This window comes from Massilia sp. 2TAF26 (assembly GCF_052115005.1).
GTDB lineage: Bacteria > Pseudomonadota > Gammaproteobacteria > Burkholderiales > Burkholderiaceae_D > Telluria.
Map to the genome: position 1 here is coordinate 48,865 of NZ_JBFRFV010000028.1, position 26,831 is coordinate 75,695.

The 26,831-nt window shown below is 65.3% G+C and carries 25 protein-coding genes; 15 read left to right on the forward strand and 10 right to left on the reverse strand.

What is annotated here, in order from left to right:
• Positions 1 to 4 precede the first annotated feature (4 nt).
• The 8 genes from AB4Z32_RS22585 to AB4Z32_RS22620 form a co-directional block, all read right to left on the reverse strand.
• Positions 5 to 388, reverse strand: a complete 384-nt coding sequence (locus AB4Z32_RS22585) for a TraR/DksA family transcriptional regulator (RefSeq protein ID WP_442124109.1) — start codon at positions 386 to 388, stop codon at positions 5 to 7.
• A gap of 83 nt (positions 389 to 471) precedes the next feature.
• Positions 472 to 981 (reverse strand): hypothetical protein, encoded by a 510-nt coding sequence (locus tag AB4Z32_RS22590; RefSeq protein WP_442124110.1) that lies wholly within the window; start codon positions 979 to 981, stop codon positions 472 to 474.
• 21 nt (positions 982 to 1,002) lie between these two features.
• Complete coding sequence (locus AB4Z32_RS22595) at positions 1,003 to 1,869, reverse strand: hypothetical protein (protein WP_442124111.1); 867 nt, start codon at positions 1,867 to 1,869, stop codon at positions 1,003 to 1,005.
• Positions 1,870 to 1,953: 84 nt separating this feature from the next.
• A complete protein-coding gene (gene otnI, locus AB4Z32_RS22600) occupies positions 1,954 to 2,733 on the reverse strand; it encodes a 2-oxo-tetronate isomerase (protein WP_442124112.1) in 780 nt (259 codons plus the stop codon).
• Between the two features lie 10 nt (positions 2,734 to 2,743).
• Positions 2,744 to 4,042 carry an MFS transporter gene (locus tag AB4Z32_RS22605; RefSeq protein WP_442124113.1) on the reverse strand — a complete coding sequence of 433 codons (1,299 nt, stop codon included), beginning with the start codon at positions 4,040 to 4,042 and terminating at the stop codon, positions 2,744 to 2,746.
• A 21-nt stretch (positions 4,043 to 4,063) separates the two neighbouring features.
• A complete protein-coding gene (locus AB4Z32_RS22610; protein ID WP_442124114.1) occupies positions 4,064 to 4,498 on the reverse strand; it encodes a MarR family winged helix-turn-helix transcriptional regulator in 435 nt (144 codons plus the stop codon).
• A gap of 173 nt (positions 4,499 to 4,671) precedes the next feature.
• Positions 4,672 to 6,129 (reverse strand): DEAD/DEAH box helicase, encoded by a 1,458-nt coding sequence (locus tag AB4Z32_RS22615; protein WP_442124115.1) that lies wholly within the window; start codon positions 6,127 to 6,129, stop codon positions 4,672 to 4,674.
• Between the two features lie 318 nt (positions 6,130 to 6,447).
• Positions 6,448 to 7,227 (reverse strand): inositol monophosphatase family protein, encoded by a 780-nt coding sequence (locus AB4Z32_RS22620; RefSeq protein ID WP_442124136.1) that lies wholly within the window; start codon positions 7,225 to 7,227, stop codon positions 6,448 to 6,450.
• A 65-nt stretch (positions 7,228 to 7,292) separates the two neighbouring features.
• Between AB4Z32_RS22620 and AB4Z32_RS22625 the strand changes: the two genes are divergently transcribed.
• The 8 genes from AB4Z32_RS22625 (at position 7,293) to AB4Z32_RS22660 (ending at position 13,770) form a co-directional block, all read left to right on the forward strand.
• Complete coding sequence (locus tag AB4Z32_RS22625; RefSeq protein WP_442124116.1) at positions 7,293 to 7,427, forward strand: hypothetical protein; 135 nt, start codon at positions 7,293 to 7,295, stop codon at positions 7,425 to 7,427.
• A complete protein-coding gene (locus AB4Z32_RS22630; RefSeq protein WP_442124117.1) occupies positions 7,408 to 8,163 on the forward strand; it encodes an RNA methyltransferase in 756 nt (251 codons plus the stop codon). The genes AB4Z32_RS22625 and AB4Z32_RS22630 overlap by 20 nt, the downstream gene beginning before the upstream one ends.
• Positions 8,164 to 8,488: 325 nt before the next feature.
• Complete coding sequence (locus tag AB4Z32_RS22635; protein ID WP_442124118.1) at positions 8,489 to 9,010, forward strand: twin-arginine translocation signal domain-containing protein; 522 nt, start codon at positions 8,489 to 8,491, stop codon at positions 9,008 to 9,010.
• Between the two features lie 9 nt (positions 9,011 to 9,019).
• Positions 9,020 to 10,702 (forward strand): GMC family oxidoreductase N-terminal domain-containing protein, encoded by a 1,683-nt coding sequence (locus AB4Z32_RS22640; protein ID WP_442124119.1) that lies wholly within the window; start codon positions 9,020 to 9,022, stop codon positions 10,700 to 10,702.
• Between the two features lie 7 nt (positions 10,703 to 10,709).
• Positions 10,710 to 11,639 (forward strand): esterase/lipase family protein, encoded by a 930-nt coding sequence (locus AB4Z32_RS22645; RefSeq protein ID WP_442124120.1) that lies wholly within the window; start codon positions 10,710 to 10,712, stop codon positions 11,637 to 11,639.
• A gap of 41 nt (positions 11,640 to 11,680) precedes the next feature.
• Positions 11,681 to 12,442, forward strand: coding sequence for a response regulator (locus AB4Z32_RS22650; RefSeq protein WP_442124121.1), 762 nt, complete (start codon positions 11,681 to 11,683; stop codon positions 12,440 to 12,442).
• 84 nt (positions 12,443 to 12,526) lie between these two features.
• Complete coding sequence (locus AB4Z32_RS22655) at positions 12,527 to 13,207, forward strand: TetR/AcrR family transcriptional regulator (RefSeq protein WP_442124122.1); 681 nt, start codon at positions 12,527 to 12,529, stop codon at positions 13,205 to 13,207.
• Complete coding sequence (locus tag AB4Z32_RS22660; RefSeq protein WP_442124123.1) at positions 13,204 to 13,770, forward strand: TIGR00730 family Rossman fold protein; 567 nt, start codon at positions 13,204 to 13,206, stop codon at positions 13,768 to 13,770. Before AB4Z32_RS22655 ends, AB4Z32_RS22660 begins: the two co-directional genes overlap by 4 nt.
• Here AB4Z32_RS22660 and AB4Z32_RS22665 read toward each other — a convergent pair.
• Positions 13,767 to 14,879 (reverse strand): diguanylate cyclase, encoded by a 1,113-nt coding sequence (locus AB4Z32_RS22665; RefSeq protein ID WP_442124124.1) that lies wholly within the window; start codon positions 14,877 to 14,879, stop codon positions 13,767 to 13,769. The genes AB4Z32_RS22660 and AB4Z32_RS22665 overlap by 4 nt on opposite strands.
• A complete protein-coding gene (locus AB4Z32_RS22670; protein ID WP_442124125.1) occupies positions 14,876 to 17,569 on the reverse strand; it encodes a bifunctional diguanylate cyclase/phosphodiesterase in 2,694 nt (897 codons plus the stop codon). Before AB4Z32_RS22670 ends, AB4Z32_RS22665 begins: the two co-directional genes overlap by 4 nt.
• Before the next feature lie 333 nt (positions 17,570 to 17,902).
• On the opposite strand from AB4Z32_RS22670, the gene AB4Z32_RS22675 reads away from it, so the two are divergent.
• The 7 genes from AB4Z32_RS22675 to AB4Z32_RS22705 form a co-directional block, all read left to right on the forward strand.
• Positions 17,903 to 20,698, forward strand: a complete 2,796-nt coding sequence (locus tag AB4Z32_RS22675) for a type VI secretion system Vgr family protein (RefSeq protein ID WP_442124126.1) — start codon at positions 17,903 to 17,905, stop codon at positions 20,696 to 20,698.
• Positions 20,698 to 22,251, forward strand: coding sequence for a hypothetical protein (locus AB4Z32_RS22680; RefSeq protein ID WP_442124127.1), 1,554 nt, complete (start codon positions 20,698 to 20,700; stop codon positions 22,249 to 22,251). The genes AB4Z32_RS22675 and AB4Z32_RS22680 overlap by 1 nt, the downstream gene beginning before the upstream one ends.
• Before the next feature lie 25 nt (positions 22,252 to 22,276).
• Complete coding sequence (locus tag AB4Z32_RS22685) at positions 22,277 to 23,257, forward strand: hypothetical protein (protein WP_442124128.1); 981 nt, start codon at positions 22,277 to 22,279, stop codon at positions 23,255 to 23,257.
• Positions 23,258 to 23,303: 46 nt separating this feature from the next.
• Entirely contained in the window at positions 23,304 to 23,567 is a 264-nt protein-coding gene (locus AB4Z32_RS22690) for a PAAR domain-containing protein (RefSeq protein WP_442124129.1), read from the forward strand.
• A 54-nt stretch (positions 23,568 to 23,621) separates the two neighbouring features.
• Positions 23,622 to 24,035: a DUF2946 domain-containing protein gene (locus AB4Z32_RS22695; RefSeq protein WP_442124130.1), complete on the forward strand. Its 414-nt coding sequence runs from the start codon at positions 23,622 to 23,624 to the stop codon at positions 24,033 to 24,035.
• 142 nt (positions 24,036 to 24,177) lie between these two features.
• Positions 24,178 to 26,460, forward strand: coding sequence for a TonB-dependent receptor (locus AB4Z32_RS22700; RefSeq protein ID WP_442124131.1), 2,283 nt, complete (start codon positions 24,178 to 24,180; stop codon positions 26,458 to 26,460).
• On the forward strand, positions 26,448 to 26,831 hold a 384-nt coding region (locus AB4Z32_RS22705; protein WP_442124132.1), incomplete at its 3' end, for a PepSY domain-containing protein. The genes AB4Z32_RS22700 and AB4Z32_RS22705, both read left to right, overlap by 13 nt.

A 26,831-nucleotide genomic window follows, 5' to 3' on the forward strand; every position in this document is an offset into this window, starting at 1 on the left:
ATCGTCAGCGGGAGCGCTCGGCGCGCGTCTGGCAGGCGATACACAGGCGCGCTTCGGGCTTCGCCAGCAGGCGCGACTCGCCGATAGCCTGGCCGCACATTTCGCACAAGCCATAGCTGCCGTCTTCGAACTTGGCCAGCGCGTGGCGCAGCACCTGCATCTCGGCCGCATGGTGGCCCGCCGCTTCGCGCGAAAGGTCGTTCAGCAGGCGCACGGTGGCGCGGTCGAGCGGCGAACTTTCCACTTCCGAAACCGGCAGCTCGCCCTCGGCGGCTTGGGGCGGCGCCGCGCTCTCCAGCGCCCGCAGGCGCTGCTCCAGCATCGATTTCAGACGTGCGAGCAGGTCCAGGTCCGCGCCGCCGGACTGGACGCTTGGATTGACGCTCATGGGAAGGGCCCTCCGATGGATGCTGCGAGAGAACCCAGTGTAGCGCAAACTTCGAACGCCTAACAAAAACCCTGGGGCTTCTGTCAGGCGCTCGCGGCCGGCGGCGCCTCGTGCATGGCAATGACGTCGAGCTGGGTCTTGAGCTGGGAGATCGCGGCCAGGATCGGCAACACCTGGCCGGTGCTGGCCGCCGCGGCCAGGCCCAGCAGGCGGGCGACCAGGGTGATGCCGTCGCCGATGCGGGTGATCTTGCGGATCTTGTCGGCGGCGTCCAGAGTGAGGGCGACCAGGTGCTGCTGGGACTGGCCGAGCGAGCCGACCACGCAGGCGGCGGCGTCGTCGTAGAGGCGGTTGGCGCGCTGGCGCAGCTCGATCTCGGCGTCGAGCAGGGCACGGGCCACGGCCTGCTCGGATTCCGGCACCTCGCCGTGGTGCTGTTCCTGGCTCTGGTGGATGTCGCGCATCACCCGCTCGTGGATGCTGTCGGCGCAGGCGGACAGCTTGTCGGCCAGTTCCTCGACCTGCTTCGCGGTGGACAGGGCCTCGGCCGGGGTCGGCGGCGCCTTGGGCGGGGTGGGCTTGTCGTTTGCCATGGGTTTCCTCGGGCTCGGGAATCAGGGGGAGTCGGACAGGGCGTCGCGCAGGGCGATCAGGTCGCGCCCATAGGCGGACAGCAGCGCGCGCACCTCCGGCGACGTCAGATTGTGCAGGTTCTCGCGCATCTTCTGGTGGCCTTGCGCCACCTTGGTCAGGCCCTGCATGGCCGCGTCATAGCGCTTGTCGATCAGCTTGTATTCGTTGGCCTTGGTCATGTAGTGCACCTTGGCCAGGGTCACCAGCATGCGGTCCGAATTCTTGGTCGAGAACGGGATCTCGACGTCGAAGATGCCGAGGATGGTCTTCTTCTCGTTCTCGTTGGTCTTCGCGTACAGGCGGGTCAGGGCGATCATCGCGTCCAGCAGTATCTGCACGTCGGCGTCGCCGTCGCGCACCATGGTCTCGACGCTGCGGTTCTGGTAGCCGGAGGCGATCGCCCGGGTCAGCAGGCGGGTCAGCCCGGTATAGGCGGCGATGTGGCGCTGCTGCAGGCCGGACTCGGCATTCGCCTTCAGGCCGTTGCCGAGATCGTCGAGCTGGGGCGAGAGGTCATAGCGGGCATCGCCGGCCAACAGGCTCAGGGTCTGCATATACAGCACCAGGCTCTTCTGGATGCTGATGTAGTCTTCGTAGACGGCCTTGCGGCGCGCATCGTTCTCTTTCGCGATGCGGTCGGCGGCCGGCGACAGGTAGGGCTGCTCGCGCTCGTAGGTGTCGCGGTAGCGCCTGGATAGCTCGGCATGGCCGCCGAGGCGGGCCGAAGCGTCGGCGAACTGCCGGACTTCGGCCAGGCTGAGCTGGCCGCCGGGACCGGCGCAGGCGGCCAGCGTGAGGCCGGCGGCAAGGACAAGCAGGTAACGCGTGAGAGTGCGACAGATGTCCATGGGTCCTTTCTAGCCGGCAAAAGGCCGTGCTCGAAAAACCCATTCTTTCAAAGTTGCCTGCTGGCTACCTTGCCTCGGATCAAGTCAGCGGACGAAAGCCTCACGCCAGCTCAGGCCCGCCACGGTATCGCCCTGCGGGATGTATTCGCAGCCTACCCAGCCTTCGTAGCCGAGCTGGTCCAACAGGCGGAACAGGAAGGGGTAGTTGATCTCGCCGCTGCCCGGTTCGTGGCGGCCCGGCACGTCGGCGATCTGGATGTGGCGGATCAGCGGCAGGCGCTCGCGCAAGGTATTGGCGAGTTCTCCCTCCATGCGCTGCATGTGGTAGACGTCGTACTGCAGGAAGAGGTTGGGGGCGCCGCATTCCTCGATGATGGCGGCGGCCTGGCTGCTGTGCGTCAGGAAGTAGCCGGGCATGTCGCGATCGTTGATCGGCTCGATCAGGACCTCGATGCCGTGGCGCGCGCAGGCGTCGGCGGCGAAGCGCAGGTTGGCCACGAAGGTGGCGTGGGCGCGCGCCGGCGCCACGTTCGACGGCAGCTTGCCGGCCATGCAGTGCAGGCGCGGCACGCCGAGTTCGGTCGCATGGTCGAGGGCCTGCTCGACGCTGTCCTGGAATTCGCCGACCCGGCGCGGATCGCAGGCGAAGCCGCGCTCGCCCGCGGCCCAGTCGCCGGGCGGGAAATTGTGCAGGACCAGCTGCAGCTTGTAGCGCTGCAGGCGGCCCAGGATCTGTTCCGGCTCGAAGGCATAGGGGAACAGGAACTCGACCGCGTCGAAGCCCGCCGCGCGCGCCGCGGCGAAGCGTTCGAGGAAGCCGAGCTCGTTGAACATCAGGCTGAGGTTGGCGGCGAATTTTGGCATAAGATTAATTTTAGCTTATTGACGCCGGCGGCGCGGCGTCGGCCATCTTCGCCATCGGCGTGAACAGCCAGGCCGCCAGGGCCGCCACGCTCAGGCCCAGGCCGGCGCCGACGAACAGGCTCGCCAGGGTGACGGCGCTGGCCAGCCAGCCGGCGACCGCCGCGGCCAGCGGCGCCAGGCCCATGAAGACGAACATGAAGATGCTCATCATGCGTCCCAGCATGCTCGGCGCCACGCGCTGCTGGATCCAGGTGAACACGGCCACTTGCACATAGCCGCCCAGCACCCCGATCGCCGCGAGGATCAGCATGCCCTGCCAGCTCGCCGTGACCAGCCCCAGCGGCATCAGGAGGAAGCCGGCCAGGCCGTCGACCAGTAGCAGGGTCAGGCCGAGACTGCCCAGGCGGCGCCTGCCGAAGCTGCCGGACAGGGCCATGCCGGCCAGCGCGCCGGTGCCGTGGGCGCCCATCAGCAGGCCGAGGGCGGAGGCGCCGTGCAGGCGCTCGCTGGCCAGCAGCGGCATCGCCACCTGCATCACGCCGCCGGTCACGCAGGCGCACAGGCCCCAGTAGAAGAAGGCGGTGCGCAGGGTGGTGTCGCGCCATACGGTCGCCAGGCCGGCGCCGACCGCGCGCAGCACCGGCTCGCGTGCCTGCTGCGGCGCGCTTGCCGCCAGCGGCCTGACTTTCGCCAGGGTCCAGGCCGACAGCGCGAAGCTGACGGCGTCGAAGCCGAAGGCCAGGCCGAGGCCGGCGGCGCCGCCGCCGCGAACGCCGGCGCTGCCGTCGCCGGCCAGCAGGAACAGCAGGCCGGCCAGCAGCGGCCCGGCCAGCATCGTTACCTGGCGCACCGCCATCATCATGCCGTTGGCCGCCTGCAGGTGCTGCAGCGCCACCGCCTGCGGCAGCATCGAGGTGCCGGCCGGGATACTGAAGGCCGAGGCGATGCTCAGGACCACGGCCAGCGCCGTCACCAGCGGCAAAGTCGCGCGGCCGCTCAGCACCAGGGCCGCAAGCAGGCCCAGCAGCACTGTGTTGACGTGCTTGGTCAGCATCAGCACCCGCTTGGGCGAATGGCGGTCGACCAGGGCGCCGCCGAACAGAATCAGGACGGCGCGCGGCACGCCCATCACGGCCACCATCATGCCGAGCGCGAGCGGATCGTGGGTCAGCTGCAGCACCAGCCAGGGCAGGGCGATCATGGTGAACTGGTCGCCGAGGGCGGAAATCACGCCGCCGCTCATCAGCCAGGCGAAGTTGGGGTCGCGCAGCAGGGCGCCGCGCCGATGGTGTTGATCCTTGTTGTCCATGGCGTTCCGCTTGAAGAAGGATTATTGGCCGCCGCCCGCCAGCTGGGCCAGCAAGGCCGAGGTCGCTTCCAGCTGGGCCCGCGACGGCGCGCCCAGCATGGCGCGGCTGATGTCGTCGACCACGGCGGTGGCATTGCTTACCATGTCGTTGCCGGTGGCCGTGATGATGGCGTAGCCGACGCGGGCGTCGCGCGGATCGCTCTGGCGGTCGACCAGGCCGATCTTTTCAAGCGGCAGCAGCGAGCGGGTCACGCCGGAAGCGGTCAGGCCCAGCTTCTCGGCCAGGTCGACGCGGCGCAGGCGTCCGCCGGGCGCGCGCTGCAGGTGCAGCAGCATCTGGTAGTCGGCAAAGCTGATGCCGAAGTGGCCGCCGAGGGCGCTGTCGAGGCGGCGCGAGAGGGTGGCCCAGGCGCGTCCCATGCGCAGGCAGAATTCGGTGGTGAGGGTGTCGCTCATGATGGTCCTCCAATATTTGAAAAGTACTTGACTGCTCAAATATATAGGGTTTTGCAACGCTTGCAAAGTACTTGAGTGCTCAACTATCTCATCGAGGCGTAAAAAAACCGGGGCCGCGCAACAGGGAAGTTTGCGCGGCCCCGGTTTCTCAGGCCCTGAGGCGTCTGTCCGGCTTAGCGGCCACCGCCGCTGCGTGCATTGGCCGGACGCGGACCACGGCCGCCACCGCCGCCATTGCCACCGTTGCCGCGTGCGCCGCCGCCATTGCCGCCGCGGTTGGCGCCGGGCTGGCCACCGTTACGCGGCGCGCCGCCTGCCGGTGCGCTGCCGCGCTGACCGGCCGGCGCGGCGCTCCTGCCCGCCGGCGCTGCGCCGCGCGGAGCACCGCCGCCAGGACGTCCACCGCCCGGACGGCCGCCACGGCCGCCATGGCCGGGCGCGCCGCTGCGCAACTGGATCGGCTGCGCCTTGGCGTTCGGATCCGGCTCGAAGCCCGGGATCACCTGGCGCGGCAGGGTTTGCTTGATGAGCTTCTCGATGTCCTTGAGCATCTGGTGTTCGTCGACGCAGACCAGGGACACGGCCTCGCCGGTGGCGCCGGCGCGGCCGGTGCGGCCGATCCGGTGCACGTAATCTTCCGGCACGTTCGGCAGGTCGTAGTTGACCACGTGGGGCAGCTGGTCGATGTCGATGCCGCGCGCCGCGATGTCGGTGGCGATCAGGGCGGTCAGGCTGCCGTCCTTGAACTCGGCCAGGGCCTTGGTGCGCGCCGACTGGCTCTTGTTGCCGTGGATCGCCATCGCGCCGATGCCGTCCTTGCCGAGCTGCTCGACCAGTTTATTGGCACCGTGCTTGGTGCGGGTGAACACCAGCACCTGTTTCCAGTTGTTGGTCTTGATCAGGTGGGCCAGCATCGGGTGCTTCTTGTCGCGGTCCACCGGGTGGATCATCTGCTCGATGACTTCCACGGTCGAGTTGCGGCGCGCCACTTCGATCAGTGCCGGGTTGTTCAGCAGCTTGTCGGCCAGTGCCTTGATCTCGTCCGAGAAGGTGGCCGAGAACAGCAGGTTCTGGCGCTTCGGCGGCAGCACGGCCAGCACCTTCTTGATGTCGTGGATGAAGCCCATGTCCAGCATGCGGTCGGCTTCGTCCAGCACCAGGATCTCGATCTTGTCGAGCTTGATGGTGCCCTGGCCGACGTGGTCGAGCAGGCGGCCCGGGGTGGCGACCAGGATGTCGACGCCGTTGGCCAGCAGCTTGATCTGCGGGTGGATGCCGACGCCGCCGAAGATCACGGCGGAGTTCAGGTTGGTGTACTTGGCGTAGGTGCGGATGTTTTCTTCGACCTGGGCCGCGAGTTCGCGGGTCGGGGCCAGCACCAGGGCGCGGATCGGGCGCTTCGAGCTTTTATTCGCCAGCGCCAGGCCGGCCTTGTCGGTCGACAGGCGGTGCAGCACGGGCAGGGTGAATCCGGCGGTCTTGCCGGTGCCGGTCTGGGCGCCGGCGAGCAGGTCGCCGCCGCCGAGCACGGCCGGAATGGCCTGTGCCTGGATCGGGGTCGGCGCGGTGTAACCCGCTTCAGTAACGGCACGGACGAGGGCGTCGGTCAGACCGAGAGTATTGAATGACATAGTTTTTCTGTAGGGATCGGCCCGTCGTCCTCGCATCGAAGACGCCAGTCCAGCCGATCGGATTACACGACACGAGGAGGCCGGTACTGGAGCCGGCACACACCGAGAGGCGCGGCGCCGGCAAAAGAGGGTCGGCGCCACACGGCATTATAGTTAAAAATGTTTCGCTATGGAAATTTTAGCGCGGCGACATTGCCGGTGGAAGCGGGCAGCGCGGCGCCGTGACTGGCGCTGAAGCACTGGCCGCGCCGGGCCTGCTCTTGCGAGCGCCCGGACTGACACGGCCTCTATTCTACGCGAAAGGCCGCAAGAACGTTTTTATGCGAACGGTTTCAGGACCGCGACCATGCCGGCGAAGACCTTCGGGCCGGCGGCAATGATGTCGCCCTTGTTCAGGTATTCGGATTCGCCGCTGAATTCGCCGACGATACCGCCCGCTTCGGTCACCAGCAGCGAGCCGGCGGCGATGTCCCAGATCTTCAGGCCCTTCTCGAAGAAGCCGTCGACGCGGCCGGCGGCCACGTTGGCCAGTTCCAGCGCGGCCGAGCCGCTCGAGCGTACGCCGTGGCAGCGCTGGGCCACCACTTCGTACATGCGCAGGTATTCGGCCAGCGCGCGCGGGTCGGTGCCGTGGCCGGAGCCGATCAGGGCCTTGTTGATGCGTTCCGGGTTGCGCACGCGGATGCGCTTCTCGTTCAGGTAGGCGCCGGCGCCCTTGGTGGCGGTGAACAGATCGTTGCGGACCGGGTCGTAGACCACGGCCTGGGTGATCATGCCGCGTTGCTGCAGCGCGATCGAGATGCAGTAGTTCGGGTAGCCGTGCAGGAAGTTGGTGGTGCCGTCGATCGGATCGATGATCCAGACGTATTCGCTCTCGTCGTTCAGGTTGCTCGATGCGCCGGTCTCTTCGCCCAGGATCGCGTGGTCGGGGTAGGCCTTCAGCAGGGTCTCGACGATCGCCTGTTCCGAGGCCTGGTCGATGTCGGTGACGAAATTGTTATGGCTTTTTTCGCTGATGGTGATACGGTCGAGATCGAACGATGCGCGGTTGATGACCGTGGCGGCGCGGCGGGCGGCCTTGATGGCCGTGTTGAGCATTGGGTGCATGAGGGCTTCCTGAAAAATGCTGACGCCCACCGCGCAGCAGGCGCCGTGAACGATCCATGAACGAGAATGACAAAGAGCAAAGCGGTGCCGAAACCGTTAAAATCGCCGCCGGATCCTTCGACCCAGGCTGCATTTCAACCGCTCGTCACCGCGCGATGGCGCTATTTTACAATGAACCCGACCGAAACTGACATATCTCTCTTTAAACGCCTACGCTTTGTGCTAGTGGAAACCAGCCGCGCGGGCAATGTCGGCTCGGTCGCGCGCGCCATGAAGACCATGGGCTTCAGCGACCTGGTGCTGGTGTCGCCGCGCTGCGACAGTCCGCTGATTGATGCCGAGGCGGTCGCCTTCGCCAGCGGCGCCATCGACGTGCTGGAGGGGGCGCGCATCGTCGGCAGCGTGCAGGAAGCGCTGGAGGGCTGCAATTTCGCCGCCGCGGTGTCGGCCCGGCTGCGCGAATTCTCGCCGCCGGTGTGGTCGCCACGCGATTTCTCTGCCCATGTGGCCGCGATGGCCGACCTGCGCCCGGCCCTGATCCTCGGCAACGAGCGCGTCGGCCTGCCGAACGACATCGTCGCCGGCTGCAACGTGCTGATCAACATTCCGGCCAACCCGGCGTATTCCTCGCTGAACCTGTCCCAGGCCGCCCAGGTGCTGGCCTACGAATGCCGCCTGGCCGCGGAAGGGGAGAACCGCACCCAGGCCGGCATCGGCTTCCAGGGCGAGGCCGCCACCATGGCGCAGATCGAAGGCATGTACGCCCACCTCGAAGAAGCGCTGGTCGCCATCGGCTTCCTGAACGCCGACAACCCCAAAAAACTGATGCCGCGCCTGAAACGCCTGTTCGCCCGCACCCAGCTCGAAACCGAAGAAGTCAACATCCTGCGCGGCATCGCCCGCCAGATGCAAAAGCACCGCGACTAAAATTCGGGGTCAGAGCACTTTATTGTTTAAATTCGGGGTCAGAGCACTTTTCTGAACAAGGGCTCACCGGAATGGCAGGCAAAGGAAGTTTGCCGTCCAGGCCTCCAGCGCAAACGAAATCTGGCATTCTGGCCGTCCATGCAAGCGAGCTTCGCCTGGGCCGGCAAGGTGAAAATCGCTCTGACCCCGAATTAAGTCGGAAATGTGCTCTGACCCCGAATTTTGACCCCGAATTTTGGCGGCTAGACGCGGCGCTCTAGTTTTCGGCGTTTTGCTGTCGGATCTTTCGCTTACACTAGGCAAAAAAGCAAGATAGGGGTTCGATATGGAGACTGGCCGCAGATCCTTCCTCAAGGCGGGCGCCCTGGCGACGCTCGTGCTGGCCGCCGGCGGCGGCCTCTACCGTTATGCGCATCCGCCGGCGCCCCGGCGTTTCGTGCTCGACGGCGAGGCGCGCAATGCCCTGCATGCGATCGTGCCGGCGGTCCTGGCCGGCGTGCTGCCCAGTGAACCGGCGCAGCGCGCCAGGGCCATCGCGTCAACGACGGAAAGGCTGAACCAGACCATCCACGGTCTGCCGCTGGCCACCCAGCAGGAGGTGCAGGATCTGTTCGGCCTGCTCGCGCTGGGACCGGCGCGGCGCCTGCTGACCGGCATCCCGCACGGCTGGCTGGAGGCGAAGGACGATGAAGTGAGCGCCTGGCTGCAGGACTGGCGCACCCACCGGCTGGCCCTGTTCCGCACCGCCTACCAGGCCCTGCACGACCTGGTGCTCGGCAGCTGGTACAGCGACGACGCCAACTGGGCGGCGATCGGCTATCCGGGACCGCTGAAGGAACTCGCATGAGGAGCGCGCATGAGTAATACCGCCATCATCCCCGACCCATACGAAGCCGGCCTGGCGCGCGGCTGGAAGATCGTCGACGGCGCCCGCCTCGACACCGATCGCACGCTCGACGCCGACGTCGTCATCGTCGGCAGCGGCGCCGGCGGCGGCGTGACGGCCGAGATCCTGGCACTCAGCGGACTGTCCGTGATCATCGTGGAAGAGGGCGCGCTGAAATCCTCGCGCGACTTCAAGATGCGCGAAGCCGACGCCTACCCCACGCTGTACCAGGAATCGGCCGCCCGCAAGACCAAGGACAAGGCGATCACCATCCTGCAGGGCCGCACCGTCGGCGGCTCGACCACGGTCAACTGGACCTCGAGCTTCCGCACCCCGCCCGACACCCTCAAGTTCTGGCAGCAGCGCCATCGCCTCGACACCTACAGCGAACAGGACCTCAAGCCCTGGTTCGAGCTGATGGAGGCGCGCCTGCACATCGGCGACTGGCAGGCCGCGCCGAACGAGAACAACGACCTGCTGCGGCGCGGCGCCGACAGGCTCGGCATCCCGACCGGCTTCATCCGCCGCAACGTCAACGGCTGCTGGAACCTCGGCTATTGCGGCATGGGCTGCCCGACCAATGCCAAGCAGTCGATGCTGGTATCGACCATTCCGTCAAGCCTCGACCATGGCGCCACGCTGGTCACGCGCGCCCGCGCCGAGCGCTTCCAGATCGAAGGCGAAAGGATCGCGGCGCTCGACTGCAGCTTGCTGGACGCCGGCGGCATCCAGCCCACCGGCCGCAAGCTGCGCCTGCGCGCGAAACACTATGTGCTGGCGGGCGGCGCGATCAACTCGCCGGCGCTGATGCTGCGCTCGAAAGCGCCGGATCCGAACGGACTGCTGGGCAAGCGCACCTTCCTGCACCCGACCTTGATCTCGGCCGCGATTTTCCCCGAGCGCGTCGAAGGCTATGCGGGCGCGCCGCAGACCGTGTATTCGGACCACTTCCTGCACACCCAGGCGATCGACGGCCCGCTCGGCTACAAGCTGGAGGCGCCGCCGCTGCACCCGGTGCTGTTGTCGACCACCATGACCGGCTTCGGCGTCCGGCATGCGGAGATGATGCGCCAGTTCCCCCACCTGCAGGGCATGCTGGCCCTGCTGCGCGACGGCTTCCACCCGGACTCGCGCGGCGGCAGCGTCCAGCTGGGCGCGGGCGGGGCGCCGGTGCTCGACTATCCGCTGAACGATCCGGTCTGGGACGGCGCCCGCCGCGCGCTGTTGACGATGGCCGAGATCCAGTTCGCGGCCGGCGCCGACGCCGTGCAGGTGGCGCACGAGACCGCACCGCGCTACGCGTCGTGGAAGGAAGCGAAGGAGGGCATCGCCGCGCTGCCTTACCGCCCGCACCTGCCCAAGGTGGCCTCGGCCCACGTGATGGGCGGCTGCATGATGGCGGGCGACCCGCGCGCCGGCGTCACCGGCCAGGACGGGCGCTACCACGGACTGGCCAACCTCTCGGTGCACGACGGTTCGCTGTTCCCGACCTCGATCGGCGCCAATCCGCAGCTGTCGATCTACGGCATCACCGCGCGCCTGGCCAGCCAGCTCGCGCAGTCGCTCACCGGCCGCCCGGCGGCACGCCCTGTCGCCGCACCGGCGCCGGCAGCGGGCAAGCCGGTGGCCGCGATCCAGCCCGCGGCCGCGTGAGGGCAGCATGAAGAGCGCGCGCCGCCTGCTGTGGGCGCTGCTGCTGGTGCAGCTGGCGGCGGCGCTCCTGATCGGCTGGAGCGCCGTGGCTTTCCTGGAGATGGCGCCCTGGCGGGCGGCCCTGCTGGGCGCGGGCAGCGTGGTGCTGGTGCGCCTCTTGATCAACATGAACAACTTCGTGATGGCGGCCCACTTCGCCAGCGCCACGCCGCCGGCCTTCCGCCTCGGCGCCAGGGCCCGCCTGCGCCTGCTGGCCGAGGAATTCCGCGCCAGCATGCTGGTGACGTCCTGGTTCGTGCCCTGCGCGCGCGCGGCCACCCGCATCTACCCGGACAGCCGCCAGCCGCCGGTGCTGCTGCTGCACGGTTACGGCTGCAACAGCGGCTACTGGGCCCACCTGCTGCCGCTGCTGGATGCGGCCCGCATCAGCCACGCGACGGTGGACCTGGAACCGGTGGCCGCCGACATCGACGACTACGTGCCGCTGGTCGAACGCGCGGTGCGCGAGCTGTGCGCGGCCGCCGGCACCGACCGGGTGGCGATCGTCGCTCACAGCATGGGCGGACTGGTGGCGCGGGCCTGGATGCGCGCCCACGGCAGCGCGGCGCTGGCGCGCGTGATCACCCTCGGCACGCCGCACCACGGCACCGCGCTGGCGCGCTTCGGCCTGGGCAAGAATGCCTTTCAGATGCGGCCCGGCAGCGACTGGCTGCGCGCGCTGGCGGCAAGCGAGGACGGCGCTGACCGCGCCCTCGTCACCTCGCTCTACACCCACCACGACAACATCGTGTCGCCGCAGGAATCGAGCCGCCTGGAAGGCGCGCGCAACATCGAATTCGGCGGCGTCGGCCACGTCGCCCTCGGCAGCAATCCGCGCGTGCTGGCCGCGGTCATGGACGAGCTGGCGGCACTGGCTTCCGGCGCGCCCCGGTGCTAGAGTAAAACGTGTAAATACAAGGCCGAACCGTGGAGTCCACCATGCCAGCGCGCATCCTCATCGTCGAAGACGACCCGCCCACCCGCGAGCTGATGGCATGGCTGTTGCACGCGGCCGGGCACACGGTGAGCGAGGCCGGCGACGGCGCGGAAGGCCTGCGGCTGGCGCTGGACGGCCGGCCCGACCTGGTGGTGTGCGACCTGCGCCTGCCTTCGATGGATGGCTATGCGGTGGCGCGCGTCCTGAAGCGGGAGCCCGGCTGCGCGGCGATCCCGCTGCTGGCCGTGAGTACGCTGCGCCCGGAACAGGACCGCGAGCGGGTGCTGGCGGCCGGCTTCGACGGCTATGTGTGCAAGCCGATCGAACCGGCCAGCTTCGTCGCCGAGGTCGAGGCCTTCCTGCTGACAGCACCTGAAGCGCCGGCGCTGCCGACCCTGCTGGTGGTCGACGACGACAGCTTCATGCGCGAGGTGCTGGTCGACAGCCTCGAGGGCGAGCCCTGGCGCATCCTCAGCGCCGGCTCGGCCGAGGAGGCGCTCGACCTGCTGGCCCGCCATCCGGTCGACGTGATCCTGTCCGACCAGTGCATGCCGGGCATGCAGGGCACCGAACTGATGGCCCATGTCGGCCGCCTGTATCCGCACACGGTGCGCCTGATCCTGTCCGGCCTGTCCGAGCGCGAGCCGATCGAGCGCGCCTGCGCCGCCGGCCTGGTCGACCGCCACCTCGCCAAGCCCTGGGCCGCCGGCGCCCTGCGCGAGGACCTGCGCGCCGCCTTCCGGGAGCGCAGCGCCGGCAGCTGAGCCGAAGATCGGCCCGCCCGCCGATATGGCCGAGGCCGACGGTCGGTGTTATCCTTGCGGGTGAGTTCAACCATGCCGTCTTCCATGCAACAAAAAGCGCCCCGCCGGACCCGCGAACGGATTCTCGAATTGTCGCTCAGGCTGTTCAACGAATTCGGCGAGCCGAACATCACGACCACCGTGATCGCCGAAGAGATGAACATCTCTCCGGGGAACCTGTATTACCACTTCCGGAACAAGGACGACATCGTCAATTCGATCTTCGCCCAGTTCGAGGCCGAGATCGGGCGCATGCTGACCGTGCCGGCCGGACGCCGCTCGAACCTGGAAGACGTCTGGCTCTACCTGCGCATGATGTTCGAGCTGATCTGGCGCTACCGTTTCTTCTACCGCGACCTCAACGACCTGCTGTCGCGCAACCGCAAGCTGGAACTGCACTTCAAGGCCATCCTGGCCCACAAGATCAAGGTCGCGCGCCAGCTGTGCGAAGACCTGCGCAGCGAAGGCTCGCTGGAAGCCGGCGACAGCCAGATCGGCGCGATGGCCACCAATATGGTGGTGGTGGCAACCTACTGGCTGTCCTACGAATACGTGCGCAACCCGCGCAAGTACAGCGAACAGCAGGCGATCGCCGACGCCCTCGCGCGCGGCTGCTACCAGGTGCTGTCGATGCTCGGCCCCTACCTGCGCGGTGAGACCCGTGACCTGTTCGAGCGCCTCGCCGACGACTACCTGAAGCAGCTGCCCCCCGAAGGAAAAGCATGAAAGCCATTGCCGTCTACTGTGGCGCCTCGCCCGGCGCCGATCCCCTGTATGCCGACGCCGCGCGCGGCCTGGCCCGCGTGCTGGTGAGCCGCAACATCGGCCTGGTCTACGGCGGCGGCAAGGTCGGCCTGATGGGTGTGATCGCCGACGAAGTGCTGCGCCTGGGCGGCGAAGCCACCGGCGTGATCCCGCGCGCCCTGCTCGAGCGCGAAGTCGGCCACACCGGCCTGACGCGCCAGTTCGTGGTCAAGGACATGCACGAGCGGAAGGCGATGATGTCGGACCTGGCGGACGGCTTCATCGCCATGCCGGGCGGGATGGGCACGCTGGAAGAACTGTTCGAGATGGTCACCTGGGCCCAGCTGGGCATCCACGCCAAGCCGATCGGCCTGCTGAACGCGCACGGTTTCTGGAACGGCTTGTCGGCCTTCGTCGGCCACATGGTGGAGCAGGGCTTCGTGCGCCCGGCGCATGCGGGCCTGATGATGCTGGAGGCCGATCCGGACGCCCTGGTGGCGCGTCTACAAGCGGCGGCGCCGCCGCGCGCAGAGCCTCTCGTCTAAGCCGAGACGACGCGGTCGCGCCCCGCGGACTTGGCCTGGTACAGGGCCTTGTCGGCGCGGTTGACGGTATCGGCCAGCGCTTCGCCGCCGCGGCGCGCGGTCAGGCCCGCCGAAAAACTGATCCGGTGTCCGTCCGCCACGCCCTCGACGGCCAGGGCGCCGACGCGCGCGCGGATGCGCTCGACCACGGTCCGGGCTTCCGGCTCGCCGCTATCGGGCAGCATCAGCAGGAATTCTTCGCCGCCCCAGCGCGACAGCACATCGCCCGCGCGCAGCTCGCCGCGGGCGGCGGCGGCAAAACTGCGCAGCACCGTGTCGCCGGTGGCGTGGCCGTAGCGGTCGTTGATCTGCTTGAAGAAGTCGATGTCGAGCAGGGCGATGCAAGTCCCGCGGTCCGCCGTTCCGGTGCCTGCGCCGTGGCGCCGCTCTTCCTGCGCCAGCACCTCGTTCATGTGGCGGCGGTTCGACAGCGCGGTCAGCTCGTCGACCGTGGCCAGGGTCCGGATCGTCTCCAGTGCCTGCTCCAGCGCTTCCTTCTTGCCCTTCAGGCGGGCGCGCAGCTTGCTGGCCTCGCCCGTCAGCAGGGTCACCGACATCGAGCAGCCCGCCATGATCATGAAGGTCACGGCTTCCACCAGCGGCGGATAGTTGTCCGGATCGTGGGCCTGGTGCCACCACATGGTGACGCCCATGGCGCCCACGGCGGCTGCGGTCAGGACCAGGGTCTGGCGCGGGCGCAGTGCGAAGGTGCAGAACACCACCACCACCATCAGCCCCATCAGGATGGCGCCGCGCAGCGGCCCGAAGATCGAATACGCCCATATGGTGCAGGTGATGGCGAACACGGCCTGCAAAGCGGCGGCGCCGGTCGGCGCCAGCCCGATGCCGGCGCTGAAGCGCACCAGCAGGTAGGACAGGACGATGCAGCCGGCGGTATAGCTGGACAGGCCGAGCGCGGCGCGGTGGTCGATCAGGCCGCGGCTGCCGGCCGCGATCAGGATGGCCATGAAGACCGTGTACAGCGCCGCCGTCGCGCCCCAGTAGGTCATCATGCGGCGCAGCTTGGGGTCGGCGCCGAACAGGGCGCGGGACCATCCCGATGGGTTCATGCGGCGCGCTCCGTCTGTACCTGGGCCAGCAGCATCTCCGTGATGCGTTCGGCCGGCACCGGCGGCGAGAACAGATAGCCCTGCATCTCGTCGCACTCGTTGGCGACCAGGAATTCGCGCTGCTCCTCGGTTTCCACGCCTTCGGCGATCACCCGCAGCTGCAGGCGGTGGCCGAGCGAGATCACGGCCAGCGCGATCGCCTGGTCATCAAGGCTGTGGCCCAGGTCGCGCACGAAGCTTTTATCGATCTTCAGGGTGCTGATCGGGAAGGACTTCAGCGCCGACAGGCTGGAATAGCCGGTGCCGAAGTCGTCGATCGACAGCGAGACACCCATGTCCTTCAGCCCGCGCATGCGCTCGACGGCCTGGGTCATGTCGCGCATCAGCAGGCTCTCGGTGACTTCCACTTCCAGCGCGGAGGGCGGAAGGCCGGTATCGCGCAGGGCCGTGGCGATGCGCTCGACCAGGTGCTTTTCCTCGAACTGGCGGGCCGAGACGTTGACCGACACCGTCAGCGGCTCGAGGCCGGCGGCGCGCCAGAGCTGGGCCTGGCGGCAGGCGGTGCGCAGCACCCATTCGCCGATCGCGACGATCAGGCCGGATTCCTCGGCCAGGCCGATGAAGCGCGGCGGCGGCACCATGCCGTGCTCGGGGTGGCGCCAGCGGATCAGGGCTTCGACCCCGAAGATGCGGCCGGTGCGCAGGTCGACCTTGGGCTGGTACATCAGGAAGAAGCGGCCGGCGGGCGCCGGCACCGCCGGCGAGTCGCCGCCCTGGGTCGCATCGAAGGCTTTGCGCAGGCCTTCCAGCAGCATCAGTTTTTCTTCAACGCTCGCGTTCATCTCGCGGGTATAGAACTGGAAGTTGTTGCTGCCCAGGTCCTTGGCGCGGTACATCGCGGCGTCCGCGTTCATCATCAGGGTCTTCGGATCGTCGCCGTCGCGCGGGTAGATCACCACGCCCATGCTGCAGCTGATCTGGACCGCCTGGTCGCCGATCGGCACCGGCTCGGTGACGGCCTGGCGGATCTTTTCCAGCACCGGCGTGAGCGCCAGGGCGTTGTCGGAGACGTCCGGCAGCAGGATCACGAATTCGTCGCCGCCCAGGCGGCCCAGGGTGTCGTTGCGGCGCAGGCAGGCCTGCATGCGGCGGCCCACCTCCTTCAGCAGTTCGTCGCCGGCGCTGTGGCCGAGACCGTCGTTGACCAGCTTGAAGCCGTCCAGGTCGACGAAGGCCAGCGCCAGGTGCTTGCCGTTGCGCTGGGCGTTCAGCACCGCCTGGTCGAGGCGGTCGCGGATCAGGCTGCGGTTCGGCAGGCCAGTCAGTTCGTCGTGGTGGGCCAGGTGGCGGATTCGCTCCTCGGCCTGCTTGCGCTCGGTGATGTCGCGCACCATGGCGACCGCGCCGCCTTCGACCGGCACGATCTGGCGCTGCAGCCAGCGGCCGACGGCCGGCGAGGTGGCGGCCTGCCACTCGGTCTCGACCGCCTTGCCGTCGACTACCACCGAGACCAGTTCCTCGAACATGCCGTTCATGCGGTAGAAGGGCAGCAGCTCGCCCATCAGGCGGCCGCGCAGCTGTTCCTTGGGGATGCCGGTGACCTGCTCGGCGCGGGTGTTGGTCTCCTCGACCAGGAAGTCGACCACCTTGCCGTCGGCATCGAGCACGCTGCGCAGCACGAAGAAGGCGTCCAGGCTGGCCTCCGAGGCCGCCGCATAGGTTTCCTGGGCGCGCCGTTCGCGCCGGCGCGCCTTGGCCAGCTGCCAGGACCAGGCGCTGATCAGGCCAACCAGCGCGATCAGGAGGGCGCTGGCGGCGGCCGCGGCCACCAGAAAACTGCCGCGGCGCTCTTCGTAGTCCGTCATCTCCTCGCTCTCGGCCAGGCCGATCACGGCGGCCAGCGGAAAGCCGTGCAGGCGGCGCACGCTGACGTAGCGCGCCACGCCGTCGGGCGCGGTGGGGTGGGGGTCGAGGGCGTCGCTGGCCATGTTGTCGAGCGCCACCTGCTGGCCCCACGAGACCTTGTCGCCGACGCGCAGCGCGCGCGCCACGCCGTCGCTGCCGATCAGGCCGACCAGCCCCAGCTCGCCCTCGCGCGAACGCTCGTAGGTGCTGGTGAAATAGGCCGGGGCGGCCGCCACGATGGCAACCCCGGCGAAGCGGCCGGCGGCATCGTCGATGCGGCGCGAGAAATGCAGGTGCGGCTCGACCCGGGCGGCGTCGCCGACGGCCTGGCTGACGAAGGGCGCCGCCGATGCGCTGGCGCGGTGGGCCGTGAAGAAGGTCTCGTGCGAGACGTCCCGCGGCCGCATGGCCGGGTTGCTGGCGACGATGCGGCCATCGCGGTCGGCGATTCCGACCACGAACACCAGCGCGGGCGGCAACAGGCCCTCGCGGCGCAGCTCGTCGATGGCCGCCGCCGGACCGTGCTGCTCGGCCGCGTACTTCAGCACCTTCAGGGTCTGGTCGATCGCGGTCAGGCGGTGCGCCATCTGGGCTTCGTAGGTATCGACCAGTTCGCGGGTCGCTTCGCGCGCTTCCGTGACGGCGGCTTCGCGCTCGGCGGCGATGAAGTGGAAGGCCGCGATCCAGATCGCCACCAGCGGCAGCAGTGCGAACAGCGGCAGCGCGATATAGGTCTCGAGCGCGTGACCGAGCAGGCGGGAGAGGCGCGGTGCACGCGGGAGCAACTGGAGTCGACCGGGAGAGTGTTGCGGCATCACTTACATATTGGACGGAGCAGGCAGCGAAATTGACTTTATACGTAGGGATACCGAAAGTCGATAGCTAACTTCTAATGCTCAAGGGAATCAATCAATCTGTTGCGTATCGGCAACATGAGTTTTTGAGTTCTGTGATGGATGGCATGGGGCAATGGTCCAGATCGAAGCACGGGTAAAGCTGACTAGCTCGAGAATTTTTTCGCCGGAGAGCACTAGATGTTTGTAGTGACCAGCCTCAAGTGGCGCAGCTGATTACCGTGGCAAGTTCTTGTGCGAATCTTTTTAACCTGGAGAGCGCACATGAATTCACTGAACCTGCCTGGGCTGCATCCCGGTCCAACGCAAGCGCATCGTCCGATTCGCGTACGTTTGGCACACCAAAGTTCAGTTCTTGAGGACGTTTTACTCGTCAAGCATGTCAGCGGTCAGGAAACGCTCTGCGGCGGGATCGAGTATCGACTCCTGTGCGTTTCCATGCAAGCAGCACTCCCTCTGAAAGAATTCATCGCACTGCCGGCCGAACTGCAATTCGTCACGGATCGTGGCGAGCTGCGTTCGGTTTGTGGCGTTGTGGTGCAAGCATCGGCGGGTCAGAGCGACGGCGGACTGGGAACCTATCAATTGGTCATTCGTGATGCGTTGAGCTTGATGGAGCAGTCAACCAATACCCGCGTTTTCCGCTGTCGAAACGAAGTCGATATTTCCCTGGCGTTGGTAAGCGAATGGCGCCACGTTAACCCAATTCTGGCTAATGCTCTTGAAGTCGATGTTTCTGGCATTTCTGGCACATACCCAGCGCGTGAGTTCGCGATGCAGCACAACGAATCGGATGCAGCCTTTGTACGTCGGCTATGGAAGCGGCGCGGCATTGCCTGGTTCTTTCGGGCTGGCCAGTCGGGCCAACCCCACAGTTCGTCTGTGCCTGTCCATACATTGGTGCTGTTCGATACGCCGGAGGCGCTGGCGCAAAACAGTGCAGGAGCCGTGCGCTTTCATCGCGATGCAGGAACCGAAACCCGTGATGGGATTTTCAACTGGAGCGCCGTTCGCTCCTTGAAAGCCGGTAACGCTACTCGCCAAAGCTGGGACTATCTTCAAGGCCGAATGATGTCCACGCACGCCCCGACCACCATGCAGCAAGGCGAAGCCGGCGACCAGTTTGCATTCAGTCTTGACGATTACAGGATCGACCCACCGCACTTTGGGAATGACAACAGCGACTTCCGAAGACTGGGAGAATTGCGGATGCAGCGCTACGAGTACGAGGCCAAGTGCTCTTGTGGCGAGAGCGGTGTCCGAGATTTGCGCGTCGGTGAATGGTTCCAGCTCGATGGGCATCCCGAAATCGATACACATCCGAACGATGAACGTAAATTCGTCCTGACGGAGCTATTCGTGGCAGYAGAAAATAACCTGCCCGAGGATATCGACGAACGCGCACAACGCCTTTTTTCCGCTAATGGCTGGTACCAGAGCGCTGATAATTTCGGGCTTGAGCAAGCTGGCAATGAACGGGATGTCAAATACACCAACCGCTTCACTTGCGTTCGCCGCGGCATACCGATGGTGCCGGGTTTCGATCCGCGCACCGACCTTCCGCCTGTGCATTTACAGTCAGCGATTGTGGTCGGACCGCCGGGGGAAGAAGTGCATTGCGATGCATTTGGACGTGTCAAGCTGCGCTTTCCTGGAACGCGCGAAAAAGACCATATGGATGGTGCCGGTGCCAGTGATACGGATCGGGATTCGGCCTGGGTTCGTGTTGCCAGTCATTGGGCGAGCGACCGTTGGGGCAACACTACCTTGCCACGGGTTGGAGATGAAGTACTCGTGGACTTCCTGGGAGGTGATCCAGACAAGCCGATTGTCGTGGCTCGCGTGCATGGCGCCATCGCTCTTCCGCCCGCCTTCAGCCATACGGGTGGGTTACCAGGCAACCGCTTCCTTGCGGGCATCAAAAGCAAGGAAGTGCATGGCATACGTTACAACCAGCTCCGGCTGGATGACACCCCTGGACAGATCAGCGCGCAACTGGCCTCGGAGCATGGACACAGCCAGTTGAATCTCGGCTGGTTGACACATCCGCGAAGCGATGGCGATGGCCAGGCGCGCGGCGAAGGGGCCGAATTACGGAGTGATCAGTCCGTTGTGGTGCGCGCCGCCCGGTTGATGCTGTTGACTACCCAAGCCATGCTTGGTGCGGCAGGGAAGCAACTTGAACGCGAGCCTTTGCAAGCCCTCCTCGTAGCTTCGCAGGCGCTACTCAAGGAATTAGGCGAGTTCGCGGAACAGCATCAGTCCATGCCGGTCGATCTCGCGCCACACCGCGAGCTGGCGGAAGGCCTGATCGATGCCGAGAAAGGCGGTGCCCCGCTGATCGCCCAGTATTCACATGGTGGATTTGTCAGCGCCACGCCAAAATCCTCCGTCAGTTACAGCGGTCGGCAGCAGAACATTCTGGCGCAACAGAGTATCCAGGCGTTTGCCGGGCAGCGTGTGAATATCAATGCGGGAAGGGGTATTGCGCTGTTTGCGCACCAGGATGGGATAAAACACATTGCTAGAACCGGCAGGGTCGACATCCAGGCCCAGCAGGACAGTATCGGAATTGCTGCCGATCGCGATGTCAAAATCACCGCCAGCCAAGGCGACGTCGTGATTGCCGCCAAAAAGAGCCTCACGCTGTTATGCGGCGGCGCGTATATCAAGATCGTGGACGGCAAGATCGAGCATGGCTGCGGCGGTGATTTCATTGTGAAAGCCGGGATGCACAAATGGGACGGCCCTGCGCGGCAAGACGCTGACCTGCCGTTTTTCCCTGCTGCCGATCACACCAATTGGCTGAAGCTCGACCTCGACGGCTACCAAGGGGCGCCAATGGCTGGCGTGCCCTATACCTTGTATTTCGCAAACGGCCAGCAGAAAAGTGGCACTCTCGACGGCAACGGCATGGCCGAAGAGCGCAACCTGCCGGAAACCATTACCAAAGTTGTCTATCACAACGCACCTGCCGCCAAGGATGCAGCACGGCCAGAAACAAGTGACTTCCTGTCCGGGCTCGATCCGCTCATGGGCGAAGAACGAGGAGGCAACTAATGGCGACCACCAACGACACGCTGGGCGCGTTGAATGAAGTCCAAGGACAGGAAAAACCCGAAGAAATCGGCTTGGGCGAATGGGTCTGGGGTGCGCTGCAAGGCGACTTCAATGCAGATCGCTCTGCCGGACAGATCGGATTCGATATGGTGGTCTCGTTGATCCCGGTGGTCGATACCGTATGCGACCTCCGCGATCTATGTGCGAACATCCGGCAATTCAGCAAGGAGCCTTCCAACAAGGTCACCTTGTTCTTTATCGTGACGACGATTGTCGGGTTTGTCCCGGAAATTGGCACGGTCGTCAAAAGTACGCTGCGCCTTGTCTGGGTATATCTCAGGCCGATCATCCAGCATGCCGACGATATCGTTAACGTCGAGAAGTTATTGGCTGCTGCCCATCGGGCGTGCGATGCCGCCCTCCCTAAAATTACCGAGTATCTGCAGCACAATCGGGTAGTGAAATGGGCAACCGATGGAAAATTGCCTGACGTATACCGTTTCGTGTCGACAACCATTCGCGAAGCATCGGACAAGCTCAGTCCTGCCATGCTGGGGCGTCTGCTGAATGCGAAATGCGACGACTTGAAGAGCCTGTTGCAAAAGATCCGGCCTATCGTGCCGAGCATCATCCGCGAACGTATCGATGACTTCATCAAGCTGATCGATACGAAAAGACGCGCCATGAACAGCGCAATCCAGGAACTCATCCAGCCAGTGCGGACCGTATTGAAAATCGTTGCCAAACGGCTGGATGACCAGGCATGGCATGTGCAGACATACCAGACTAATCGGGGTTGGATCGCACCGATGTCGGAATCGGGCTCGGCGAAGTTGATCAATGGGAAGCCGCCGAAGTGGGTAAAAAAAATTAAACGACAAACGAAATATCCACGGTTGGAATTGGACGAAAAGGAAATTCAAGCATTGATGAAAGCACACCCGAACCATCCGCCTCTTCAGGACTGGCTTGTTAAAACCTTCGCAAAGAAAGACGGCGGTATCCGAGCCGGTGCTATTGCGGGGCCAGCAAAGCTCTATCGTATTGTTGATCCCTCAAATGAGGGCGCGGGAATTTTTTGGATGACGGAAGCAGAGTACAAGGCACTCAAAAATCGTGATGAATGGCGCAGTAGATTCGCCGTCAAGCCGGAGTGGAATCAGAATGGATGGGTCGTCGAATACGAAGTGAAGGCTGGTGAAACACTCCCTGTTTGGCGAGGCCCTGCCGCTAGTCAAAAGCTTGAAGGGACTGAATATTACCTTGAGGGAGGGGGCGAGCAGATAGTATTCTTTCCCGGCAGTCGTGACGAGATGGTTAACGCGATGCCGAGGGTGGATCGAAATACTGGGCAATCCTTGAGGGATCATGCAGGTAATGAAGATCGCAGAATTGAATATGTTGACGTGGCCGGGGAATCCACCTCCGTGAAGCTACGAGCACGCATTACAGATCCACGCATCAAAGGTCCGAGCGAAACCGGATGGGGAGCGACAGATTACACGCCGCAGGAAGCACAACGCATTTTGTTAACGGTCCCTGCATCAGCGTAAACTTTTACTTATGGAGAAGGAGTACATGCGAAATCTGAACTTGGAAGCCGGCATATGGAATCTTTTTGCGTCGGCCGAATTTTTCGAAGCTGCTGCGCGTGAGTGCGACGATACGATGTCGTGGTTTGGAACCCTCGCTGTTTCGCGTAGTGCCGCCAATTATGGAAGAAATGGCCAGATCTATGACGTATGCAAAAAATGGGCACATGATTTCAGACGTGGCGCCGAACTGGCGAGGTTAGGTGATTTTAAGTCGATATGGAATACCGCAGGCTATGTCAGCGGAGATGTCCACGGTATGCTGGAACAGCCGTTGCATGGTTGGATGACCGAGGCTGAGTATAAAGAGTTTAGCAATATCAGGATTAGCCGAATATTAAAGTATGCTGGAAGAATTGAAGCAGTACTTAACAATGCGATGGTCGGGGCCAACAGCTTTTTCGACCCGGATCCAGATTGTCCTGAGCGAAGTAACGATGATGATGGATTTCCCGGCGACGATATACTACGCTGGTATGACGACTACAAAAATTCACAAAAAGGCCCGTTTTTCCCTGTACTTCCTGACCCTCTGTCGGAATACGTCGTTGATAGAACCATCGCATGCGAAACGGGAGAGGAGGTTCCTCAAACCGGGGTTTGGTATCCCATAACAGGGTTGGAAAGACACAGTCTCACCTTTGCCATCAAGGGATTACGGATGCAACCAGCTTTTCGAATAATTAAAACTACGGAAGAACTTAGAACTGCAGACTGTATGTTTCCTTCCCCGGAAACGGTCGCAGTCGCCACTACCTGGCACCCCCTGATCCCATCCGGCCGTACCGTCACTGTCGACACGAATGAAGAACTACGGGCAAAAGCCGGGCAACTCTGCCCTAAAGCCGGCATTTGGCAATCGACCGATCCCGCCGCAGCGCGACGCTTCTACAAAGCTGGCGAACCGATGGCCGATCTAAAATCCGCTTACGGCTACACGGTCTGGCAGTGGGTAAGCGACCGATGATCCAACAATCCTGCGAGGGCAATCGGTCAAGCTTGGGAGGCAGAAGATGAAAGGTGTTATCCGACTAGGTGACGCAACCAGCCACGGCGGCAAGGTGATTGCCGCCTCTGGCACATCGTTCGTCAACGGCATAGCGGTGGCCCGTCAAGGAGACGCATGTGTTTGTCCGGTCAATGGCCATGCTTCTTGTGTAATTGCGGAAGGCGATCCAATGGTGCTGGATAGAGGAATGCCGGTGGCCTTCGAAGGACATAAAACATCGTGTGGGGCAACGCTGATCTCGTCCGCGCCGTCGTCGGGCAAGATTTAGCTACCTCGCAGAATCGTTTTGAACCCTCGCCCGACTGTGCTCTATAATCCGGGCATGCATACCCCGACACGGCATTGGCGCATACGCGCGCGGATCGCCTGGATCGCCTGCCTGGCCATCCTGTTCAACGTGTTCGCCCCGCTGGTATCGCATGCGATGGAACCCGCTACCCGCGCGCCCCTGGTGATGGAGATGGAAGTCTGCACCGCGATGGGCATGACCAGCATGCCGGTCGTGCTGGCGCCCGCCGGTACCGACGAGTCCACCTCGGGCAAGCTGCACAAGAACATGAACCATTGCGGCTATTGCGCAGCCCATGCCAGCGCCCACGGCCTGCCACCGCCGATGGATGCCGCCTTCGCCCCGCTTGCCGGCCGGGATGTCTATCCGCCGCTCTACTATCACGCCTCGCGCCCGCTGTTCCCGTGGTCGCTGGCGCAACCGCGCGCGCCGCCTTTCCTTGCCTGATCCCGGCGGCCTTGCGCCGCCATCCCAGACCCGCACCGTCACGCCCTCGGTCCCGCTTCACGCGCAGGGGCGGGTGGTTTGACGTGTGCCGAGCGCCCCATCGGGCGACCGAAGCAACTCCAGATCAAGCACAGGAACAACAATGAAAAATGCAAGCACGGCGCTGGCCCTGACGGCCCTGGCCGCCGCCATGTCCACGGCCTTTGCCCAGGACGGCCCCGGCCAGGAGCGCCAGCTCGGGACCGTCATCATCACCGGCAAGCACCCGACCTCGCTGCCGACCCAGATCCCGACCACGATCGAGACCATCACTGGCGACGAGATCGCGCGCGGCATCAACGCCAGCGACGCCGAAGACGCCCTGAAGTACCTGCCCAGCCTGCTGGTACGCAAGCGCTACATCGGCGACTACAACCACGCGGTGCTGTCCACGCGCGCCTCGGGCACCGGCAACAGCGCCCGCTCGGCCGTGTACGCGGACGGCATCCTGCTCTCCAACTACCTCGGCAACGGCGCCGCCTTCGCGCCGCGCTGGGGCATGGTCAGCCCGGAAGAGATCGAACGGGTCGACGTGCTGTACGGCCCGTTCTCGGCGGCTTACGGCGGCAACTCGGTGGGCGCCGTGGTCGACTACGTGACGCGGATGCCGTCCCGCTTCGAGGCCCATGCCAGGTTGTCGGCTTCCATCCAGCCCTTCAAACTGTACGGCACCGACGATACCTACCATGGCCGGCAGGGCAATATGTCGCTCGGCAACCGCGCCGGCCGCTGGTCCTGGTACCTGGATGTCAGCCGCCTCGACAGCTCCGGCCAGCCCTTGACCTTCCCGACCCGTTATCCGGCCGCGACCGAATCCGCGGCGGGGATCCCGGTGAGCGGCGCCGTGCCAGGCCGGGACCGTACCGGGCGCGACTGGCTGATCCTCGGCGCCGCGACCCGCTACCACACGGTGCAGGATCACGTGAAGGCCAAGCTGGCCTACGATTTGTCGCCGACCCTGCGCGCCACCTATGTGTTCGGGCTGTGGGACAACGATTCCCAGGGCCGTCCCGAGTCCTACCTGCGTGATTCCGCCGGCCAGCCCGTCTACAGCGGCATGGTCAATATCGGCGGCCGCGCCTACACCCTGGCACCGGCCGACTTCAACCAGTCGAACGAAAGCCTGCACCACCTGATGCACGGCCTGACCGTGAAGAGCAGCACCCGCGGCAGCTTCGACTGGGAAGTCGCCGCCAGCCTCTACGACTACGACAAGGACAGCCTGCGCGCGCCGACGGTGGCCCTGCCGGCCGCCGCGAGCGGCGGGGCGGGGCGCATCGTCGACCAGCACGGCACCGGCTGGCACACCTTCGCAGCCAAGGGCGTATGGCGGCCGGAAGGCGCCGCGGGGGCGCACGTGGCCGAATTCGGCTGGCAGGAGGAAAGCTACAAGCTGCGCAGCATCGAGAACGCCACCGCCGACTGGCTGAACGGCGCCCCCGGCGCGCGCAACCAGGCCTTCAGCGGCCGAACCAGCATCGACGCCCTGTATGCCCAGGACACCTGGAAGTTCGCGCCGCGCTGGAAGACGGTGCTGGGCCTGCGCTACGAGCGCTGGGAGGCGCGCGAGGGCAGGACCTCGAACGCCACCACCACCGTCAGCCACGGCAGCCGGCGCGAGGATTACTTTTCGCCGAAGGCCGCGCTGGCCTTCCAGGCGAGCGAGGATTGGCTGCTGAAGGCCTCGCTGGGACGCGCGGTGCGCATGCCGACCGTGTCGGAGCTGTACCAGGGCGGCATCAACGCGGCCGGCACCCTGATCAACAACGACCCGAACCTGAAGCCGGAAAAATCCTGGACCGGCGAACTGACGGCCGAGCGCAAGCTCGACACCGGGCTGCTGCGCCTGACGGCCTTCGGCGAGCGCACCCGCGACGCCCTGTACTCGCAGACCAATGTGCTGGTGGTGCCCAACGTCACCAACGTGCAGAACGTCGACCGCATCGCCACCAAAGGACTGGAAGCCGCCTATGCCGCCAGCGACGTCGGCCTACGCGGCCTCGACCTGAACGCCAGCCTGACCTGGACCGATTCGAAGATCGAGCGCAACGACAAGTTCCCGGCCAGCGTCGGCAAGTGGCAGCCGCGGATTCCGGAATGGCGCGCGGCCGGCCAGGCGACCTGGCGCGTCGACGACAGGCTGGCGGCCACGCTGGCGGCGCGCTACAGCGGGCGCCAGTACTCGACCCTGGACAACTCCGACCCGAACGGCTTCGCCTACCAGGGCGCCAGCAAGTACTTCACGACCGACCTGCGCCTCACCTACAGGATCGACCGGCAGTGGTCCGCCGCCCTTGGCATCGACAACCTGAACAACTACAAATACTGGAACTTCCACCCTTATCCCCAGCGCACCTGGGTGGCGGAGCTGAAATGGGATCTGTGACCATGGAGGACAGTGTCCACCGCTTGCCCAGCCTGGCGGCGCGGCGCCGCAGCCTGTTCTGGCGCATCCACTTCTGGGCGGCGCTGATCGCGTCGCCGTTCGCTTTGGTGGCGACCCTGACCGGACTGCTCTACGTCTTTACGCCGCAGATCGAAGCGCGCCTGTACGGCGGACTGGAGCGGGTGGCGCCGCAGGGCGCGCGGCTGTCCCTCGATGCGGCGGTGGACGCGGCACGCAGGGCGGCGCCGGCCGGGCTCGTGGTGCAGGCGGTGACCCCGCCCGCGGCTGCGGACGACGCGGTGCGGGTGGGCTTCGGCCAGCCCGCGGCGGGCGGCGGCGAGCATGCGGGCCACGGCCAGCCGGCCGGAGCG